Annotated in this window: 15 protein-coding genes and 2 pseudogenes; 11 read left to right on the top strand and 6 right to left on the bottom strand. The window is 37.9% G+C overall.

The genetic code is table 11. The annotated features are described in order from the left end of the window. The first annotated feature begins 303 nt into the window (after positions 1-303). Together LIT25_06980 and LIT25_06975 are read left to right on the top strand one after the other, a co-directional pair. Complete coding sequence (locus LIT25_06980) at positions 304-1,134, top strand: AraC family transcriptional regulator (GenBank protein USK35069.1); 831 nt, start codon at positions 304-306, stop codon at positions 1,132-1,134. Between the two features lie 437 nt (positions 1,135-1,571). After that, on the top strand, positions 1,572-2,147 hold the full coding sequence (locus LIT25_06975) for a DUF2179 domain-containing protein (GenBank protein USK36185.1): 576 nt from the start codon (positions 1,572-1,574) through the stop codon (positions 2,145-2,147). A gap of 76 nt (positions 2,148-2,223) precedes the next feature. Here the strand turns inward: LIT25_06975 and LIT25_06970 are convergent, their stop codons facing one another. Further along, positions 2,224-3,096 (bottom strand): LysR family transcriptional regulator, encoded by an 873-nt coding sequence (locus LIT25_06970; GenBank protein USK35068.1) that lies wholly within the window; start codon positions 3,094-3,096, stop codon positions 2,224-2,226. 1,342 nt (positions 3,097-4,438) lie between these two features. Between LIT25_06970 and LIT25_06965 the strand changes: the two genes are divergently transcribed. Both LIT25_06965 and LIT25_06960 read left to right on the top strand, forming a co-directional pair. After that, positions 4,439-4,585 (top strand): hypothetical protein, encoded by a 147-nt coding sequence (locus LIT25_06965; protein USK35067.1) that lies wholly within the window; start codon positions 4,439-4,441, stop codon positions 4,583-4,585. A gap of 280 nt (positions 4,586-4,865) precedes the next feature. Further along, the gene (locus tag LIT25_06960; protein ID USK35066.1) at positions 4,866-5,492 is read left to right on the top strand and encodes a LysE family translocator; all 627 of its coding nucleotides are present in this window, start codon (positions 4,866-4,868) and stop codon (positions 5,490-5,492) included. 7 nt (positions 5,493-5,499) lie between these two features. Here LIT25_06960 and LIT25_06955 read toward each other — a convergent pair whose 3' ends face one another. Continuing rightward, on the bottom strand, positions 5,500-6,279 hold the full coding sequence (locus LIT25_06955) for a YqcI/YcgG family protein (protein USK35065.1): 780 nt from the start codon (positions 6,277-6,279) through the stop codon (positions 5,500-5,502). A gap of 415 nt (positions 6,280-6,694) precedes the next feature. Here LIT25_06955 and LIT25_06950 point away from each other — a divergent pair, with 415 nt between their 5' ends. The 3 genes from LIT25_06950 to LIT25_06940 are packed head-to-tail and all read left to right on the top strand — an operon-like array spanning position 6,695 to position 9,536. Continuing rightward, positions 6,695-6,949, top strand: coding sequence for a hypothetical protein (locus tag LIT25_06950; GenBank protein USK35064.1), 255 nt, complete (start codon positions 6,695-6,697; stop codon positions 6,947-6,949). Positions 6,950-6,971: 22 nt separating this feature from the next. Next, positions 6,972-7,823 carry a dimethylarginine dimethylaminohydrolase family protein gene (locus LIT25_06945; GenBank protein ID USK35063.1) on the top strand — a complete coding sequence of 284 codons (852 nt, stop codon included), beginning with the start codon at positions 6,972-6,974 and terminating at the stop codon, positions 7,821-7,823. Between the two features lie 45 nt (positions 7,824-7,868). Further along, positions 7,869-9,536 carry a ribonuclease J gene (locus LIT25_06940; protein ID USK36184.1) on the top strand — a complete coding sequence of 556 codons (1,668 nt, stop codon included), beginning with the start codon at positions 7,869-7,871 and terminating at the stop codon, positions 9,534-9,536. 378 nt (positions 9,537-9,914) lie between these two features. Here LIT25_06940 and LIT25_06935 read toward each other — a convergent pair whose 3' ends face one another. Beyond that, complete coding sequence (locus tag LIT25_06935; protein ID USK35062.1) at positions 9,915-10,478, bottom strand: NAD(P)H-dependent oxidoreductase; 564 nt, start codon at positions 10,476-10,478, stop codon at positions 9,915-9,917. A 74-nt stretch (positions 10,479-10,552) separates the two neighbouring features. Here LIT25_06935 and LIT25_06930 point away from each other — a divergent pair, with 74 nt between their 5' ends. From LIT25_06930 to LIT25_06920, 3 genes are all read left to right on the top strand, one after another. After that, on the top strand, positions 10,553-11,644 hold the full coding sequence (locus LIT25_06930; protein ID USK35061.1) for a low temperature requirement protein A: 1,092 nt from the start codon (positions 10,553-10,555) through the stop codon (positions 11,642-11,644). 965 nt (positions 11,645-12,609) lie between these two features. After that, positions 12,610-13,974 carry an amino acid permease gene (locus tag LIT25_06925; GenBank protein USK35060.1) on the top strand — a complete coding sequence of 455 codons (1,365 nt, stop codon included), beginning with the start codon at positions 12,610-12,612 and terminating at the stop codon, positions 13,972-13,974. A 12-nt stretch (positions 13,975-13,986) separates the two neighbouring features. Beyond that, positions 13,987-14,403, top strand: a complete 417-nt coding sequence (locus LIT25_06920) for a hypothetical protein (GenBank protein ID USK35059.1) — start codon at positions 13,987-13,989, stop codon at positions 14,401-14,403. Between the two features lie 75 nt (positions 14,404-14,478). On the opposite strand, the gene LIT25_06915 is transcribed toward LIT25_06920, so the two are convergent. Beyond that, a complete protein-coding gene (locus LIT25_06915) occupies positions 14,479-15,711 on the bottom strand; it encodes an MFS transporter (protein USK36183.1) in 1,233 nt (410 codons plus the stop codon). 190 nt (positions 15,712-15,901) lie between these two features. Between LIT25_06915 and LIT25_06910 the strand changes: the two are divergent. Further along, positions 15,902-16,048: pseudogene (locus LIT25_06910) on the top strand (YozQ family protein). Between the two features lie 123 nt (positions 16,049-16,171). Here LIT25_06910 and LIT25_06905 read toward each other — a convergent pair. Then, positions 16,172-18,880 (bottom strand): annotated as a pseudogene (locus LIT25_06905) (pullulanase). A 769-nt stretch (positions 18,881-19,649) separates the two neighbouring features. After that, on the bottom strand, positions 19,650-20,672 hold the full coding sequence (locus LIT25_06900) for a hypothetical protein (GenBank protein USK35058.1): 1,023 nt from the start codon (positions 20,670-20,672) through the stop codon (positions 19,650-19,652). Between the last annotated feature and the right edge of the window lie 127 nt (positions 20,673-20,799).

Genomic DNA, 20,799 nt, shown 5'->3' with positions numbered 1-20,799 from the left:
TCAAGTAGCACTTTTTTAAAGCGCTTTCATTTTACTGCAAACAAGCAGAGACTCTACAGCTATTTTCTTACAAGTGCATATGAAAAAGGGTTCAATTGTTTCTTCAGTTGTACATGTTCCTCCCTTCTTTAATGGCTGATAATAGGCACATTGACTGAATCGACGACTTCTCATTGACATCTTTTTAATTATTTAACTATTTTTAATCTTTAGTTATATTTATCATAATAGAATATTTCACAAATCTATAGGACAAAACAAACGAATAAATAGGATATTTTGAACATACGGAGGGGGAGAGCCATGCTGCCAATTCATTTTCTTAATACGAGAGGGGATAACAAAGGAATACCTTTGACTTTGTACTCAATTGGATGGGAGCATCAAGTATACATGAACAGGCCCGTCGGATTTCCCGTGAATCAAGTCTTCTTGAATAAAAAGGGCACGGGGGTATTTCGAATATTTGGGCTTGGAGAGCTTGAATTAAAGGCGGGGCATGTCCTTGTTTTACCTGCCGGAGTGGCGCATGAATATTTTCCATTAACCAAGTCGCCCTGGCAATTAGGGTTTATTGGGTTTGAGGGAAATTCGGTAAATCCAATCCTTGAGAATATAGGACTTAAACAGCCGAAAGTGATGACTGTAAAATCATTTTCATCTCTTTGGTCATATGTTGAAAAACTGTGGCAAATTGCACAGAAAAATGAGAATGATGCAGTAATGAATGCATCCGTCAGCCTTTACTCTTTCTTGCTGGAGCTGAGAAAGCTGGAAGAAACGAACAACGAAAGCCATATAAACAGCGCAAAACATTCACCTCACGAAAACATTCGCAAAATCGTAAATCTGCTTCACGAACATTACGACGAACCTCTGGAAATGGCAAGCTTATCAAGTCTCGCCGGCTTTACACCACAGCATTTCACCAGAATTTTCAGGAAAATGTACGGTCTGACACCTTATCAATATTTAAATAAAATACGTTTTGAGAAAGCTATTTTTTTGCTGCAAGAAGAACCAGAATGGCATGTTCATGAAATAGCTGAAAGACTGGGGATGGAAACAAACTATTTTATTAGAGCTTTTAAAAAGAAATATGGCGTTACACCAGGTGTCTATAGAGGAAAGTAGAGAAGGAAGCAGAAAACCAGCGGCAGAAGACCTGGTTATACAACTTGAAACAGCTATCCCTGCAGCTCTCCGAACCAGAAAAGTATTTAATTCGGCAGCAGCATTAAGGATGTATCATTATATGAAAGATTAGATGCCAGAATAAAAAACTCCGGGTGTTTTTTTACATGATATAAATCGTTTACTTAACCCGATTTCAATAAGGAATTTACAAGGAGCACTAACCCCAATAAGTTAAAAGTATACCAACATGCGATGTTTGCATTTCTTGTGCATTTTTGTTCATTCCCTTTTAAAAAACATAATGGCTTCTTTTGCTAAGTCATCATATTCAATCTTTTATCATGGCAATTTCATCAATTCCATCGAAAAACTGAAAATAAATACGAAATATGTTAAGCTTTCCCTATGTCAGGAAGAAGGAGTTTTTATACATGATGCTTCAAGCGTTGTTGATCTTTTTACTGCAGCTGATTTTTGTCCCGGTCCTCACGATGAGAACCATCCTTCTTGTAAAAAATCAAACAAAATCAGCAGCTGGTGTCGGGTTATTGGAAGCGATTATCTACATCATCAGCTTAGGGATTGTCTTTCAGGATCTATCAAACCTTTATAACATTATCGCTTATGTCGTTGGGTTCAGTATTGGTTTGCTCCTTGGCGGATTATTGGAGAAGAAGCTTGCCATTGGCTATATAACCTATCAAGTAAATATTCCGGAGAGAAATACGGAGCTTGTGAATGATTTAAGAAATGCAGGTTTCGGCGTTACTTCGTTTGAAGGACAGGGCATCAATTCCACCCGCTATCGTTTAGACATCGTTTCAAAGCGGTCACGCGAAGAGGAATTGCTCGAAATTATTCAGGAAAGAGAACCAGCTGCTTTCATGATGTCCTATGAAATCCGTTCGTTTAAAGGCGGTTATTTGACGAAATCGATGAAGAAAAGACAGAGTATGTTTAACAAGAAAAAAATAAAAGGACCAGCTGAGTCCTATACTGAAAAAGGCTGATGTGAATCCACATCAGCTTATTTTTTAGAGATAAGAAAGGATAAAATTTTCCGCATTGATGTCAAGCAGCAAACGCCTAAATCCCATTCTCAAAATCCAAATTCCCGATAAAATCCACAAATGCCTTCACAATATTCAGCTGCAGGGATTCTTCATGAAAAAACATCCATGTTTTACGCATGATAGGCTTTCCATCAACTGTTTCGATCACAATTTTGTGCAGGCCATCAACATCACTTAAGATCATACTCGGCAAGATGGCATAGCCTAATCCGTTTACAACCATTTTTTTGCATGTATCGGCTTTATCCACTTCTATACTTATTAATGGAGGCTGAGTGAAATGTTCAGACCACCAATGATCTACGGCTGTTTTCAGAAGAGGGTCTGTTTGATAATCAATTCTTGGCAGTTCAGGGAGTTTCGAGATATCTATTTCTTCTTTTGAAGCAATGCACAAGGTTTCTTCAAACAACGGACGCTTTTGCCCTTTCCAGCTGTAATCTCCCCTGACAAACCCGATGTGAACATCACCGCTGTAAATTAAATGGGCAATCTCGCTGCTGAATGCGGTCGTTACCTTGAATTCCACATTCGGGTACTGCTCTTTAAATAATTTTAATAGATTAGGAAGCTTATAATCTGTGAAAAAGTTAGATACACCAAGCCTTAATGTTCCAACTGTGTTATCCTCCATATTCAGGACATTTTCTTTTATTTTTTGAATGGCTGACAGCATATCATATGCACATTTCGCCAAATATTCGCCTTGTGGAGTAAATTGAACGCCGCGCCTTCCTCTGTGCACGATGGTCACGCCGAATTCCTTTTCCAGCTGCTGCAGGCGATTCGTCAATGCGGGCTGTGAAATATATAAGTGCTGAGCGGCCTTGGTGATGTTTTTTTCTCGGTAAAGCGTTTGTAAAACCAGCCAATCCCGTTCATCCATCCTCATTTCCTCCCAGTTAGACATCAAATTTATTTATGGATAAGACCCTAAATCGGCTCAAATCCAGGCATTTGGTAGTCATAGAGCTCGTATGGATCCCCAAAAGTGCTCAAATCCACGCATTGGATAATCATAGAGTCTGTATGGTGCCCCAAACCAGCTCAAATCCACTCATTGGGTAATCATAGCGTCCATATGATTCCTCTTTTTTGGCTTAATCCTGGAGTTGGGTACTCATAGGGTGCGTATGATTCCCCTTTTCAGGCTCAATCCTGGAGTTGGATACTCATTGAGTGCGTATGATTCCCCTTTTTTGGCTCACTCCTGGAGTTGGGTACTCATAGGGTGCGTATGATTCCCCTTTTCAGGCTCGATCCTGGAGTTGGATAACTCATTGAGTGCTTATGATTCCTCTTTTTTGGCTCAATCCTGGAGTTGGGTACTCATAGGGTGCATATGCTTCCCCTTTTCAGGCTCAATCCTGGAGTTGGATGCTCATAGAGTGCGTATGATTCCCCTTTTCAGGCTCAATCCTGGAGTTGGATGCTCATAGAGTCCATATGATTCCTCTTTTTTGGTTCAATCCTGGAGTTGGGTACTCATAGGGTGCGTATGATTCCCCTTTTCAGGCTCAATCCTGGAGTTGGATGCTCATAGAGTCCATATGATTCCTCTTTTTTGGTTCAATCCTGGAGTTGGGTACTCATAGGGTGCGTATGATTCCCCTTTTCAGGCTCAATCCTGGAGTTGGATACTCATTGAGTGCGTATGATTCCTCTTTTTTGGCTCACTCCTGGAGTTGGGTACTCATAGGGTGCGTATGATTCCCCTTTTCAGGCTCGATCCTGGAGTTGGGTACTCATAGGGTGCGTATGATTCCCCTTTTCAGGCTCAATCGTGGATTTGGATACTCATTGAGTGCGTATGATTCCCCTTTTCAGGCTCGATCCTGGAGTTGGATACTCATTGAGTGCGTATGATTCCCCTTTTCAGGCTCAATCCTGGAGTTGGATACTCATAGCGTCCGTATGAGACCCTAAATCGGCTCAAATCCACTCATTGGGTAATCATAGATTCTGTATGGTGCCCCAAAGCAGCTCAAATCCACTCATTGGGTAATCATAGCGTTCTATGGTGCCCCCAAACTAGCTCAAAGTCATATTCGTGCCATCAAAATTGTTCGAACAGCGAGAATTATCTTGGAAGGGTACATGTACACAAAGAAAAACTAGGAAGTTTCCGGAATGCTTACCCGGCACATGTCGATTTTTAGTCATAATATGTCCATCTCGAAATAGGTTTTAATAAGAAGACAAAATCGGCTGAACAAGGAGGAAATATCATGTGGGTGATCACGCTCTTTTTAAAGGAAACGATTAAAATGTACGAATTCAGCACAGAAAAAGAAGCCAGAGATGCTTATAAAAAATTAAAAGGCAGCAAGTTTCTATCTGAAATTGTTTACTTTAATGATCCTTGCTTTGCTTGAACTGCATGGAACAGCAGTGGAAATCACTAAAAAACGCTTAGAAATTATTCTGAGCGTTTTTTCTGTTTCTCCTCAGGCTATTCCTCGTCCATGTCAAACATGTAACAGTGATGAGATTAGGCTAATTTTTTTGGCCTTTTTTGAATGATGAAAAATGGCGATCATTTAAATGTCTATTTTCCAGCGTAAAAAAGACTATTCCCTATTTCTTCAATAAAAGTGGTACATGCATCTCCCCAGGAATATGCTTACATATAAAATCAATTTGGAGGGCACCACTTTGAACATTTTCATGACCTATATGATTCTTGGTATTTCTCTTGCAGCACCTATTGGTCCTGTAAATGCAGCTCAGCTTAATCGCGGTATTAAAAAAGGATTTTTTCATGCATGGATTTTTGGGATAGGAGCGTTGCTCGCTGATCTGCTTTATATGATGCTTGTATATTTTGGTGTGATTCATTTTATAGACTCTTCATTTATGAAAACGTTTCTTTGGATTTTTGGTTTCTTTGTCCTTCTTTACTCGGGTATCGAAAGTCTTTTGAGCATAAGAGAAATACATATCAGGAATGATGCTTCTTTTAAAAATTCGGTCTTAAGCTCATTTTTATCAGGATTTGTCATGTCTGTTTCAAACCCGCTGACCATTATGTTCTGGTTAGGAATTTATGGATCAGTTTTAGCTAAAACTGTTTCTGGTTCCAGTGTCAATCAGCTTCTATTATACAGCACTGCTATCATCTGCGGGATTTTAATCTGGGATTTTACAATGGCCGCAGTCTCAAGTTATGCAAGAAAGTTCCTTCACTCTAAACTTTTGATCGCAATCTCATTCCTTTCATCATTATCGATGATTGGATTTGGAATCTATTTTGGCTATCATGCATGGTTGATTTTATTTTAATGAAGACTCAAAGATTATCCCTATTTTTCTTAGACTCCGAGTATATGTCATTTTTCCCATAGCCAGAGAATGGACAGGACTTGGGTGATGTATGATCATCCCGCAGGAAATACTGCTTCCATTCATAATTATCCTCGTTCCCATACTGATTCAAATCTGGATGAGGAGAAATTGTATCATATAGGTTTAATCTTCTCCTTATCTCTTTTTTCACTTTGCTGCTCTGGATTTTATTCTTTCCGAATTCATTTAACACCCAGCGTGGTGTAATTGCTAACATGAGGTAAGGAAAAAAACGGCTATTTCTGTGGCGATGACTGGGGGTTGCACAATACATAAAGTATTTTTCACCAGCGAAACAGTACTCCCAGAATTTATTTTCCGGATCTATTGGAATGTCTGCTGGCCATTGCTCCTCATCGAACTGCTTTATGTTTGATAATATCTTCCAAAAAAGAGCCTCATAATTCTCCGGCGTATATCTATCAGTTTCAGGCATGTTATTAAAGAAAACAATAAGTGAAGAGTATGTGCCAGTCGTTTTAGAGATTTCGGAATAATAGGTAAACTTGCGTGCAAAATCAGAGAGTGAGTTTATGCTTTCTGGATCATCAACAAATGCATATCTAAAGTGATCCATAGCAAACCCTTGTGCAGCTGGTATACAAGGAAATTTAAGTTCCTTGTTTTGTATTTTTTCTGAGAATAAATGAAATGCTTTTCGTTCCCAGTCTTCAAGTATTGCTTCGTTTTTATAAAGGCAGTTTTTATCATATATAAGCTTCACGTATTATCCCTCCTCCCCCCAATTTATTTTTGGGAACTGAAAAGGGTGCGCGTATCAGATGAGAAAGCTAAATAATAAGAGAAGATTGCGATTGAGTGAAAAATTTACCCATCAATTGTTTTAGATTTTCTATCAATAATCAAACTGACTAGACGAGAAAAAATCATAAAATACAACTAATATCAGGACCAGCGTTTATGATAACCGGGATTCATTTATCTGTATGAGTCTTAAGTTACCTGAGCAGAATATAAAGAAAACGTGCTGCAAGTGGCAGACAAAGTAAAAGCCCCAGCAGAAAATCATGCATTCAATCACCATATCAATTTGAAGCATTTAAACTTGTTCAACAATAATCTGGTTTTATGAAAGATGAAAACCAAATTATGATCATGCGTCTCTTGGAGGAAAGATAATGGAACATACTAATTTTGATGAAATGCTGCAGCTTGTAGAACAAGCAAGAAATGCGGTGATCCAGGCCCAAATGAATTTTAACTCCGAAGAATACCAAAGGGCCTTAAGAGCTTTAAAGTTAGCCAAAGACCAATTAAGCATTGTTATGCACCAGGATTTGCAAAATGATGAACAGGCAACTATGGTTCATCATGCTAAAGAACATTTAATGCATTTAAATGAAACACTTGTTGCCCTGCAGAGCATCCAATAAAACTTTTTCGGAGGATAATGAAATGCATCAAGAAGATAAAACAGAAGTAAGCTGCTTTTCCGAATATGATTCTTTAAAGAATGTAATCCTATGCGAACCAAGATTTATGAGGATCAGTCAGGTAATTAATGAGACTCAAAGAAGATATCATAAAGAAAATATTCAAGTGGAAAAAGCAATCGTTCAACATCAAACTTTTGTTGATGCTCTTAAAAATAACGGAATCGAGACTCATATCCTTCCTTCAAAAGAAAAATATCCAGAACAGGTTTTTACTAGAGATATCGGATTTGCTGTAGGAGAGGTTTTATTTATTTCGGATATGAAAATGCCAATCAGGCAGGGTGAAGAAGGAATTCTAAAAGAATGGCTTAATACCATTGGAATAAAGTACATAGATCTTGTCGAAGATCAGACTGAAGGCGGCGATGTCATTATTGACCGTAAAACAGTCTATATTGGTTTAAGTGAAAGGACAACTGCCGGTGCCATTGAAAAAATTCAGTCACATCTAATAGATTATACGGTCATTCCTATCCCTATAAAAAAAGAAATTTTACATTTAGATTGTATCTTCAATATTATTTCGGATACAGAGGCCCTTATTTATAAAGATGGCCTTAATGATAGTGAATATAACCTATTAGCCAATCGATTTGATTTAATTGAGGTTTCTAAAGAAGAACAGTTTTCTATGGGTGTAAACGTTCTTTCAATAGGAAATAAAAAAATCATCAGTTTACCTCAAAACGCAGAAGTCAATCAGCAATTAAGCAAGCGCGGGTATGATGTGATTAAAATTGATTTTAGTGAAATTATTAAATCAGGCGGATCTTTCCGCTGCTGCACGCTGCCAATTAAACGAATCATGTAATTCTCTCTCAAAAAAGTTTATATACATAGGAGGATTTTTGTATTGATGACTAGTGAAAAGCTTTCAATATTTGCACTTGGCGGATTAAATGAAATCGGTAAAAACATGTATGCCTTACAGTACGATAATGAAATGGTTGTCATTGACTGCGGATCGAAATTTCCCGATGAAAGTCTACTGGGAATTGATTTGATCATTCCTGATATTGCTTACCTAAAAGAGAACAAAGATAAAATCAAAGGTTTAGTGGTTACTCATGGGCATGAAGACCACATCGGGGGTATTCCCTATCTTTTAAAACAGCTGAACATCCCAATTTATGCGACCAGGCTTACTTTAGGATTAATCGAGATTAAGTTAAAAGAACATAATCTTTTGGCTGACACACAACTGATAAGAATTGACTCAGAAACAAAAATTGAATTTGAATTTCTAAAATTAAGTTTCTTTAAAACAAATCACAGCATCCCTGATTGCCTTGGCGTAGTTTTTAACACCCCTGAAGGAACTGTTGTCCATACTGGAGATTTTAAATTTGATTTGACCCCAGTAAATAATCAGCATACTGATATACATAAAATGGCCAAAATAGGCAGTGAAGGCGTTTTGCTGCTCTTATCAGAAAGCACAAATGCTGAAAGGCCAGGATTTACTCCTTCCGAACAAATCGTAGGAGAACATATCGAAGATGCCTTCATAAAAGCTCATCGAAAAATTTTCATATCTACTTTTGCTTCAAATGTAAATCGTGTTCAGCAAATCGTGAATGCTGCAAAATTAACGAATAGAAAATTAGCCTTACTCGGACGAAGTATGGTTAATGTGGTATCCGTGGCTATCGATCAAGGATACCTTCAAATACCCGATGGCATGCTGATTGAAGCACATGAAATCAATCAATTGCCTCCTGAGCGGGTAGCGATCCTTTGTACTGGAAGTCAAGGTGAACCAATGGCTGCTCTTGCCAGACTTTCAAACTCAAGTTATCGAAATGTCGAGGTATTGCCTGAAGATACTGTGATTTTTTCAGCTTCCCCAATCCCAGGGAATGAAAGAAACGTTTCCCGTATTATAGATAATTTATTTAACTTAGGAGCAACTGTCATATACGGGTCTGGCAGTTCAACTGGAATGCATGTTTCAGGCCATGCCTATCAAGAAGAACTCAAGCTGATGCTGACTTTGATGAAACCTAAATATTTCATCCCTATTCATGGAGAATACAGAATGCTTCACCATCACTGTTTACTGGCAGAATCCGTGGGTGTTGCAGCAGAAAATATGTATGTTATGAAAAATGGGGATATTGTAGACATTTCGAATCAGACAGCCGTTCAAACTCGTTCAATACAAGCAGGCAATGTATATGTTGATGGTTTAGGTATTGGCGATATCGGCAATATCGTTTTAAGAGACAGGAAACAGCTTTCAGAAGACGGGATGCTTGTTATCGTAATCACTTTAAGCAAAACGGAAGCAAAAATCATTTCCGGTCCAGATGCTATTTCACGAGGATTTGTTTATGCACGTGATTCTGAAGCGTTACTGCAAGAAGTTAATCAACTTACAAAAACAACTGTAAATTCACTTTTAACAAAGAAAAACAACCAATGGAACGTAATCAAAAAAGAGATAAAAGAAAAACTTGGACATTTTTTATTTGTCCAAACCAAGAGAAGACCAATGATTCTTCCCATCATTATCGAGGTTTAATAAAACAGGAATGATCTGCTCTTTAAAGGTCATTTGTTTACCAGTTGTGAATCCCTCATTGAAAAGAAATGAACACAAGTACATCCAACTTTTTTAAAAAGACTTCTATCCTTATGGACAGAAGTCTTTTTAAATGGTAAGAAAATCAGGTTAGAGACCGAGAAAAAAATATACTAAATTGTTTTTATTTACAAATTTTTGAAAAGTGCGGAAGGAGTTTACCTTCAGCAACATCAGGAACTTTTAAGTAGTCAGCAAGATCATGTGGAATAAAAAGTATGAGAAATCTAAATTTTGCGAGTCTCTGTCAATAATGCAAGCAACTGCCTCTTGCAAGATAACGTCAAGGCTTGCTGCAGACTCATCTTAGAACAATGATTATTTATTTTCAAAGGGAGTGTGATCGATCCAAAGCAAAAATTGTTGCAAATAACTCTGAAGATATCGCTTTGTTTTATCGTCAGTAAGCACTTTCTGATTTGAGTCAATCTTTTCATGTACTTGTGAAATTAAAACTTTTTGAAACGGAAGAACTTGAGCTTGTATGGCTTCTAGTGTTTGTCTGATTTGCATTTGAGAAAAAGCCGTTCCTAATCCCCCAGGGGTTGCTCCTATCACACCTACTGGTTTTCTATGAAGAACCGAAGTCTTTGGAGGTCTTGAAGCCCAATCTAATGCGTTTTTTAACACACCAGGAATGCCTGAATTGTACTCAGGACTTACAATAATAATACCGTTAACTTCTTGAATTGCTTTTTTAAATGATGCTACAGTTTCCGGTCCGCCGCCGACTTCTAAATCTTCATCAAATAAAGGGAGATCTTTAATTTCAATCCAGCGAAACTCAGTGCTACCTTCCATGTCAACTAGGGATTGTGCAATAATTCGATTATAAGAACTTTTTCTTAAACTACCACAAATTAGTCCAATTGTTTTGGTCATATCGATTTCCCCTTTCAATTTCTAATCATTTCTATCATACTATAATCAATTAGAGGATAGGAAGGAGTGCAGAAATGGCAGAAAAGAAAGTTACATGGTTAGAGCTTTTTTATGATTTGTTATTTGTTGCGGCTGTTGCGGCTGCAACCCATGTTTTACTTCATATTGAAGATGGATATATCCATACAGAGTATTTATTAAAGTTTGTGTTAATTTTTATTCCTATCTGGTGGGCTTGGGTAGGGCAAACTATGTTTATTAACCGGTTTGGACAAGATTTATTTCATCAACGGCTATTTTTGATACTGCAAATGTTTTTTGTCCTAATTATGACATCAAGCTTAGCAGTTGATTTTGATCCATATTATCTTTCTTTTTTAATTGGTTATATTGGCTTAAGAGCAGTGACTGCGATCCAATATCTTGTTGTGCAGCGTATAGAAGAGGGATTTCGAAAAGATGCAGCACTATATTTAGGAAGGTATTTTTGGATTGGAATCATTATATCATTATTCTCCGTCCTTTTTGATTCTTGGATTCGATATGCTGTGTTATATACGGGTATCATTATTGATATCATGGTCCCAATGTTTGGACGTAAATATTTAGTTAAGGTGCCCACAAATACGGCGCACTTATTAGAGCGATTTGGTCTATTTTCAATTATTCTCTTTGGTGAAGCTCTTGTCAGCACCCTTGCGGTAATTCAACCTAAACAAGGAAATTGGAATTCAATAGGCTTTTCGATCATTTCATTTATCCTAATTATATCGATGTGGTGGCAGTATTTCGATAATGTGGAGAAGAAAGTAGACAAGTCGATACAAACAGCCGACCAAATCATTATTTATGGTCATTTGTTTATTTTAATGTCTTTGAGCATGATTGCAGCATCCATCAGACTATTGTTTTTACATGAGGTTCAGTATTCATTCATCCTATATTTCGTTTTTGGTTCTGTATTGCTCTATTTCCTGTCAACTACTTTTGTTTTCCACAAATATAGACATGAGAACCACAGATTGAATATTTATCATTTAGGGTTATTTTTAAGTATTTTAGCAGTCTTTTTTATTATTAATTTAATTGTAGTAGTACCTAATATTGTAGTAATAGGGGAATTAACACTGTTTTTTATCATCTATGCTAAATTAACAACCACTTAAATTAGTTCAAGTTTTTTTATGTCATTTGATAAAAATCAGCCTTCTGACATATCGGCAGCACAGCAAGAACAGGGATGCCAAACCTGTTTTCTGAAATAAATTAACGGCAGCGATAGTATCTCTTGTTTTGTCATTCCTTCAGCTTCACCATAATCTCTCTCTAAAAAATCTTCCATCCCTACGATCGTGCAAGTATGTTATCCACTACTTAATGTCGATATTACCAGCATATTCAGCACTTCCACTGTCTGTAAGAAGGTCCACTTCAATTAGATATTCACCTTTTTCTTTTGGGAAATTGAAGTTGCGATTTTTATCAAGTTCCAATTTCACCTTCTCATCCTGCTGCCATACCCAATACTTATTTCTTCAACCTTTAAATCTTCACTATCAAATTCTATAAAATCATGTTGACCGATATACATAATTTCGGCCGGTTTCTTTTTCTATTTCAAATCGTTCAGTATCTTCCTGTTCACCAGTCAGATGGAAATTTTTTGTATGATTTTGAAGAACAATAAATTCAAAAAAAGGTTTTTATTAGATTTTCATCTCTCTTACAATTAATGCATAGATAATTTATTTCTAAAGCGTCCTCAGTTATTGTGTGAAGTGTTTCTTTTTTGCAGTTTTCACAATATCTTGCTGAATTTGTTTTAATCAATTCCTCACCTGCTTTAATTTTATTTACAAATATTTTTATTGAAGGCCTTATCCATTTAAAGTATGCCACTATTAAAGTCTGGTAAAACCCATTATTATATACTCCCTCTTATCCCTAATTGACTAGAAGGACTAATAATAGTCAATTCATCTTAACAAGCCAGAATTCTGGCTTGTTTAATTTGTTAAAAGAACTAAAAGCTCGCTTAAGCTTAACGGATAAAATGCATTTATCCCTTCCAAATAAAAATACATATTCAATGACTTTATATCGAACAATAAAACTGTGAAGGAGGGGTTACATGAGCGGCTGCACTCCAGGCAGTTCTAATAAAAGCAGCTCAAGCAGCGGAGATTTAAACTGGTGGCAGTTATCTTTAATCGGAGTCGGCTGCACCATTGGAACCGGTTATTTCCTTGGATCCAGCATTGGAATTATGATTACTGGGCCCTCCATTGTCATTTCTTTTTTCCTGGCATCAATAGGTACATATATTGTCTTTAATGTTCTGGCAAAGATGACAGCAAAAGACCCTCAGGAAGGATCCTTCTGTTATTATGCAGGGAAAGCATTCGGCAAATGGGCAGGATTCAGCTGCGGTTGGAATTACTGGGCGTCCAATATCTTAATTATGGGCAGTCAGCTTATTGCCCTATCTATACTCTCTCAATTTTGGTTCCCAAATATAGCTTCATGGATTTTTGCCGTTGGCTATGCGATTCTTTCCATCCTGGTTGTTATAACAGGCACCAAAGGGTTCGATAAGACAGAAAACCTTCTTGCCATATTAAAGTTTGCTGCGATTATCATGTTTATAATACTGGCAGTTCTGGCACTTATGGGATTCATAAAAGGACCCCAAAAACCGGAATTGTTTGCTTGCGCATTTGATCTTTTCAAGGATGGATGGAAAGGATTTTGGGCTTCATTGACTTATGCTTTTTATGCCTATGGAGGAATTGAAGTAATTGGTCTTTTGGCCATCCAGCTGAAAAAGAAGGAAGATGCGCCAAAGGCTGGAAAAGTGATGCTCTTCTGTCTGACCGCCGTTTACGTCATTTCTTTGGCACTTGCAGTATTGCTGGTGTCCTCCGATTCTTTTCATGAAAAAGAAAGCCCCTTTGTAACTGCTTTAACTGGATATAACCTTGTTTTTTTTCCACATGTATTTAATGCAGCAATTATTATCGCTGGATTTTCTACTATGACTGCTTCCCTTTTCGGTGTAACGAACCTTCTTGTTACGTTGTCCAAAGATGGAGATGCTCCAGCCTTTTTTTCTAAGAAAATCAAGAGATTCAAACAGCTTCCTGTTCCTTCACTTGCATTAGCATCAATAGGTCTTGTTGCATCCATCATAACAGCTCTGATTCTGCCGGGAAAAATATACGAGTATATAACCACTGCAGCAGGTATACTTCTTCTGTACAATTGGTTTTTCATTATTATGTCTTCCTTAAAACTGCTGAAAACGAAATGGATCACTAAACTATCTTCATATCTTGGAATTGTTTTGATTTTAGCTGCTGTAAGCGGAACGTTAATGGACAAGGCCGTCAGACCAGGTTTTTATATTAGTCTGCTATTTGTGCTTATTATCTCTTTAGTTTGCTTAAAGATGAAAAAATATTGGAAACAAGAAAAAACAAAAATTAGATATTATTAAGGAGTGGCTAAAATGGGGAATTCAAAAAAAGAACAGACTCCTACAGAAGATGCAGTCTTGCTTATGTTCCTGTCCCTTGCCGAAAATGATGGCATAGAAGTAGCGATTACCCTGAACATTCAGGGAGCCATCGTTACAGGCATATTAATTGGTTCTAGAGCTTATTATGACGGGATCACTGAATCATCCCTTCATTTAAAAGACGATACAATGTCCAAGATTATTGCTAAACGATTTGGTGACTTAAGAGATGAATACTTAAAACAAAAGCAGGAACAAGCGGATAAAAAAGACAATGAGGAAGCTGCCGCAGCCTATATCCACCTAAAAAACGCAAAATATCATCAACCGGCAATAAATGCTTCTGCGTCCTGGTGGAGAGGAAAAATTTCATCCATTGACTCATTTTCATTTGATTCACTGATTTAAGTACAGAAAGAACTCTTTTTAGAGTTCTTTCTGTACTTGAAATTAAATAGCATCCGGCATTTAACCAGATGCAAGTCAAAAGTAAATCATTTTCCTTTTTTCAGGCTTTGCTTTAAAATTTTTTATGACTAGCCACAACAGGAGAATGCCTGTAATACCAGCTATTATAAAACTCAGGTTCAAGTAATTTTTTATCACCGCAGTCATAATTGGAGGCCCTAAGGCAACACCAATGAACCTTGCAGAACTGTAAAATGAGGTAATCGTGCCCCGTTCTTCCTTCTCGGTATTTTCAGTTACAATTGCATCTAAGGTTGGAAGCATGGCCCCAATAGCCATACCAATGATACTGGTAACAAAAAAAAGCCAAAATAGATTATATTTCACATAGCCTATAAACGGAACACTTAAAGATAAAATTAAAAGGCTGAAAATAGTGATAATTCTCATTATTTTCATATTACCCTTTATACATTTACCTGTTATAAATGCTGAAGTGCATAAAACCATAAGTGGAATGGCTAATAAAAATCCTTTTTTTATTCCTTTTAGTAAATATACTTTCTCAAGATGGTTTGATAAGAAGAATAATACAGCAAATAAAATAAGCATAACAAATGCTCCAAGGGCGAACAAAAGGTAGAGCCATTTTCCCTCTTGATGAAAGGTCTTTTTTGTATTTGAAAGAAATTCTTTAAAAGCAGCTGGTTTTTCTTTCCTTTTAGGAACCTTCACAAAAAAGAAAATAAGAAGAATGGAAATGAAGCTAAAAAAAGAAATGGAAAAAAACGGAACAAACCATAGTATTGAAGCGAATAATGATCCGATAATTGGACTGAGCACTTTTCCAAATGTATTGGATGTTTCCACTACACCCAGGCATGAACTTGCCTTTTCATCATCGTTTTTATACAAATCTCCTACTAAAGGCAGGATTATGGGAGAGGCACCTGCTGCTCCTATCCCCTGAAGAATACGCCCAAGAATGATCATCGTATATGGATCACTTAACTTCCAAGAAGCAAATCCTGCCACTAATCCGCCGATGAGAGCAATAAATAGACTGGGTAATATCACAGCTTTTCTTCCAATTCGATCAGATAAGTATCCTGCAAATGGGATAAGGATAATGGACGCAATAGAATAACTGGTAATTACCATACTTGACTGAAAAGGAGTAATCCCAACCTCTTTTTCAAAAATCGGCAAAACAGGTATAAGCATTGAATTGCCGAGTGTCATAACGAGTGGAATAGAAGCCATACTTACTATGCACCAATTGCTTAGTTTGTTCTCCTCACTGACCATGGATGCACCCAAATCTTTGACCTCCTGCTTGTTAGGATTAGATCAGACCTTTCTTAGTATTTTCCTCGTTCTCTTAAGTATGTACAAACGGGCTATTTTAATGATTTGAATGTTTTACTGACATAAGAGCACTCTATATATAAATACACATGAATGAGGTGCATGAATGGTGAAAAAGAAAAACACACAATCATCAGAAATTGCAGGAAAGCAATTTGATGTTTCTAATTATGAAGGTGAAACACAATTGGAAAAAGGACTGGCCGAGACTCATGAGCAAGTCAGTGATGATTATTACGAGGGAACAATTGACCAGCAAGATAAAGGGGATGAATAAATTAAAAAGGCCAAATGGCATGGCCATTTGGTCCTTTATTATCTTATATAAATTTGTGTAAAATCCAGCTCCGGAAAGCAAGCTCACCAAGCCGACCGCCGCATCGTATATTGGTCGACGCTGTTAACGGCAAGATGGATGTTTAGGACCAACCTGTTTTTTATCGCTTACTTTTACGACAACCGTTGTTAAAGGTTCGATCGTAATGGAATTTTTTTTCAGCTTAAATCCGGATGCTTTTTTAACTTTTCCAGCGCCTGCTTCGTCATTATCGACTACAATTACACCTTTTCTTAAATCCTCGGAAAGAGTAAGCGTTCTTGCTTTCGTATCTGCATTTACGAATACAGAGTAAGCTTCTTTTCCATTTGACGATACGTTTTTATATCCGATGACTAAATCTGAATCATTCATTTCAGGAGCATCAATCATCGTAACATTGGAATCAACTAACTCCTTGCTTCCTAATCGGAAAGCATCTGTTGATTTTCTCAGTTCAATTAGACCTGCCGTATATTCGCGAGTCGTGTTATTTATTGGATACATGCTATCATCTGTCGCCTTTTTCCAGTCGAATTTGTTGATGGCATCTGATGAATCGTATGAATCGTGAATAAAATAGCCAAACACTTTTCCAGATTCATCTTGAAGTGCGTGGAATTTCTGTTCAGGCAGTCCTTCTCCAAGCCACTGTTTTGTTCTTCCGTACTCCTGGCCTGCGTGCAGGAATGCTGTGCCCTGAGAAGTGAGAATCATGGAGTTTCCTAAACGGATTCTGTCATGAATTTCTTCATTGTTTGCAGGAATGGCTGGATCTTTTTTAATCGATTGAGCGATGACATCATACAATGGCAGGTTGTCATGCGCTTCAATATACTGAACCATATCACCAGAATCATCTGCAGCTGTATTAGTAGGCTGCCCTTTAATATTTTTCATAATAAGATCAAGGCTTCTTGCTCCGCCTGTAAGGAAGCGAGGTTCGCCTTCTGAACCGAAACCAGACTTCAGTTCATTGCGGATTTCATCTGAGAACACTCCAACATTATCCGTCTTGTTCATCCAATCTTGATCTGCACCTTTTCCTGCAAGTGATGGATCTGATAGATGGCCGCCGAACGTTCTCCAGCCTTCACCGATGAATAAGGCATTTTCATTAATTTCTGCAGCAGCATTGTAGGCATTCTGAATGGAATCGTACGTAGCATCACCCATCATATCAAAACGCATGCCGTCAATTTTGTATTCTTTAAACCAGTATTTAACCGAATCAACCATCAGTTTTTCAGCCATAGCGTGATTGGTTGCAAGGTTGTTTCCAAAACCGCCGATAAAGTTTCCATTAGCATCCTGGAAAGCATAATAGTTCGGGACAATATCATTCAGCATGCTTGCTTTGGCCATATGGGTATACACCACATCAAGCACAACACCCATTCCTGAATCATGCACCGCGTCAATGAGACCCTTTAATTCTTTGATTCTAAGCTCCGGATCTTTCGGATCCATTGAATAAGCTCCGTCTGGTGAAAAATAACTGTGAGGATCATAGCCCCAGTTATATTCATTGTTTGCCGCAGAATACTCGAGCTCGCGTTCTCTCATATTCGTTTCATCGCCGTAATACCAAGCCATTACCGGCAGCAGCTGGACGTGAGTCACACCAAGAGATTTGATATATTCAAGCTTATCTTTAAACGCATCATACGTACCCCAGTCAGTTGTTAAATCCCCTTCAATTGAAGGATCAGATGTAAAATCTCTGACGTGCACTTCCCAGATAACAGCATCCTCTCTTTTTTCATAGCCGTCAATCTTCGCAAAATCAAGTCCTGCCGGATCTGTTCCTGCAAGGTCAACAATGGCTGCTTTCCCAACCATATCACCATCTGGTCCTGCTTCACCTTTTGTATTTACAGTGAATGGAGCCATTGATTTTGCATAAGGGTCGAGAACTTTCTTTGTTTCCCCGCCATTTGTTACTTCGTATTGATAGTAGTATCCTTTTAAATCAGAGATTCCAAGATTCTTTGGCTTTGCTTCAACTGACCAGACTCCTTTTTCTCCCATGGCTAAATTGAGCCTGCCAATCTCTTTTGCTGCATCCTTTTTATCATAAAAAACGGCTGTAACCTTGCTTGCTTTAGGTGCCCATAGTTTCAGCACTGCTTTGCCGGATTGATAGACAGCTCCAAGATCATCGCCACCATACGAATAAAGCTCATCAATCATTCTCCAGCCTTTAGTTGCCGTAACGGATTTACCGGCGTATATAACGGTGTAAGAATCATTCGTCAGTTCAGCAGAAGTACTTACTTCCACAGTTGAACCGGATATAATTTTCACACTTTCAACTTGAATATCCGCGCCTTTTTCATCTTGTATCTTAATAGAAGAAAGCAGCTCCTCTTCCTTTAAACCTTCTGTTCTTGTCAGGCCAATCAGAAGCTTTTGTTTTGAAACAATTTCTGCACTGACTATGCCAATCGGATTTTCCCATTCAGATGATGTATAAACCGTGTCATCTGCATTTTTAATCCAGAGGTGATTGTAGTCCTCAAGCATCGTGAAAACTTTATCCCCGCCAGTTTTCTCGCCAGATGCGCGATTGACAACAAGGAAACCTAGTTTCTTCGCGCCTTCTTTTACTTTCACATCGATGTAGCGGCCATGCTCGTCGGTTTGCTCATCAGTAAACGGCACAGCATCTTTCGGCCACTCTTTTGGCGCTTCCGCTACATCCTCCCATAGCCACAAACCAAGGTCTTTGTAGTTTTTATCGTCCTTGACATAGTGAATTCTGACCGTGTTTTCAGGAAGATCAAGGTCCTTTTCAGCTGCGTTTGCTTTTGGCAGCTGTAATGTTGGAATTACCATTGAAATAAATAAAATAAAAACAAGGGCACTTTTCAATAATCTTGACATCTTTCAACCTCCATTTTAAGCTTGTACTCAATGAAACTTTGAAACTGGTAAGAGAGTTTATACGCGGATCGTTCTTGCGCGGATGTGCAAACGGTTTCATAAAGCGTTTACATTTATAATTAAAAGGAAAAATATGCTTTCTGTCAATAATAATTTTGAAAATTCTACAAATATATCAAAAGGGAAAAACAGGCTGTTGGTTCTGATTCTCCCTTTTGAACGCCACTTTAAATTCTGCTATTTGCAAGTATGCAGGCTATTTCTAGCGCGGTATCTCTCCAATTAGCACCTGTTTACTGTATAAAGTGATCTTTTTCTAGAAAAAGACTATTTCTCCTCGGCACTAGTGTGACCCTTTCTATTAATTCCGAGACTTTCAACCTTTATTCCAAGACTTTTTGAATGAATTCCTAGACTTTGCGGATTTTTTCCGAGACTTTAGAAAATAATTCCGTATAAATGTGAACGCCACATCAAAAATTGGCTAATCGAAAGCATGAAGGCTATTTTTAGCGTAGTCCCCTCTCCAATTGGTGCTCATTTACTGTTTAAAGGGATCTTTTTCTAGAAAAAGACTATTTCTAGTGTGACCCTTTCTATTAATTCCGAGACTTTCAACCTTTATTCCAAGACTTTTTGAATGAATTCCTAGACTTTGCGGATTTTTTCCGAGACTTTAGAAAATAATTCCGTATAAATGTGAACGCCACATCAAAAATTGGCTAATCGAAAGCATGAAGGCTATTTTTAGCGTAGTCCCCTCTCCAATTGGTGCTCTTCCTTTTTTCATCAATTGAAGATTTGTCATACCAGTCTTAGGGTCAATTCTCTCGTAATCAATATCTAGCCTTTGAAAAACCCGTCTGCTAATATCCCTTACTTTTCCATTGATCTTAGTTGTTCCAGTATATTCCACAGCCTTATAGCTTTTATATTCTTTACCCATACCCTTATGAAACAAGTAACTCCCACCCTGAGTCTCAGAAGAAGAATTCCCCTTGCTTCTATGTCCAGCTTTAATAATCAACTGATCCCTCAAACCCAACGAATCAACCGTATTATAAGGAACTCCCTCAAATCCCCCAGCAAACCCATACCTAGTTGCAAAAGCGTTAGTATTATTCACTTGATTTAACTTAACCGCAGCCGCCTCTTTCACATTCTTTACAGTGTTTTTCCAAGCATCAAAACCAGCTTTGCCTACTTTATCGACACCTTTTGTGCTAACGAGAGAAGTACCAACTGTGGCAATCGCATAAGTGACCCATCTGGCTCTAGTATAATCGTTTCCGTTTACCATATCACGTTCATAGGAACTTGCGATAGCTGCACTGATTTGAGCATAGGTTTCATCGTAATTGATAACAGCAGCTCCCATATCATAAAGAACCTGTTCAGGAGGTGTCATTAGAACATTCCATAATCCGGTGGCGGTATCCTTGGTGAATTCCCATAAACCGGCTCCAACACCTTTTAGAATCTCACCCTGCTTTTTATTGGCTTTTATCAAACCAACGATTTCCCGCTGCTCCGCCGTCAAATTCTCTTCCCCAAGATCCTCTGCAATCTTCAAATACTCATCTAAAGATAGATTCGGCGTCTCCAGCTCTTTCTGCAGCTTCTCGATCTTACGCTTTTCAGCTTGCTCCTTTTTAAAAGAAAGATAGGATTTCGCCTGATGCTGGACGCTGTCTTTCATTTTGCAGGCGGCAATATTGTGATACGGTTAGGCGTAGAAACAAATTGGAGATATATGTAATATTCTATCTTTGATCAGAGACAATATCCTTTGATCTCAGATAGCCTCTAAGTAAATTCTTTTCAAA

Origin of the sequence: Bacillus sp. F19 (assembly GCA_023823795.1) — a bacterium.
Lineage (GTDB): Bacteria > Bacillota > Bacilli > Bacillales > Bacillaceae > Bacillus_P.
The sequence above is the reverse complement of the archived record's forward strand: the minus strand, read 5'-3'. Positions and strand labels throughout refer to the sequence as shown.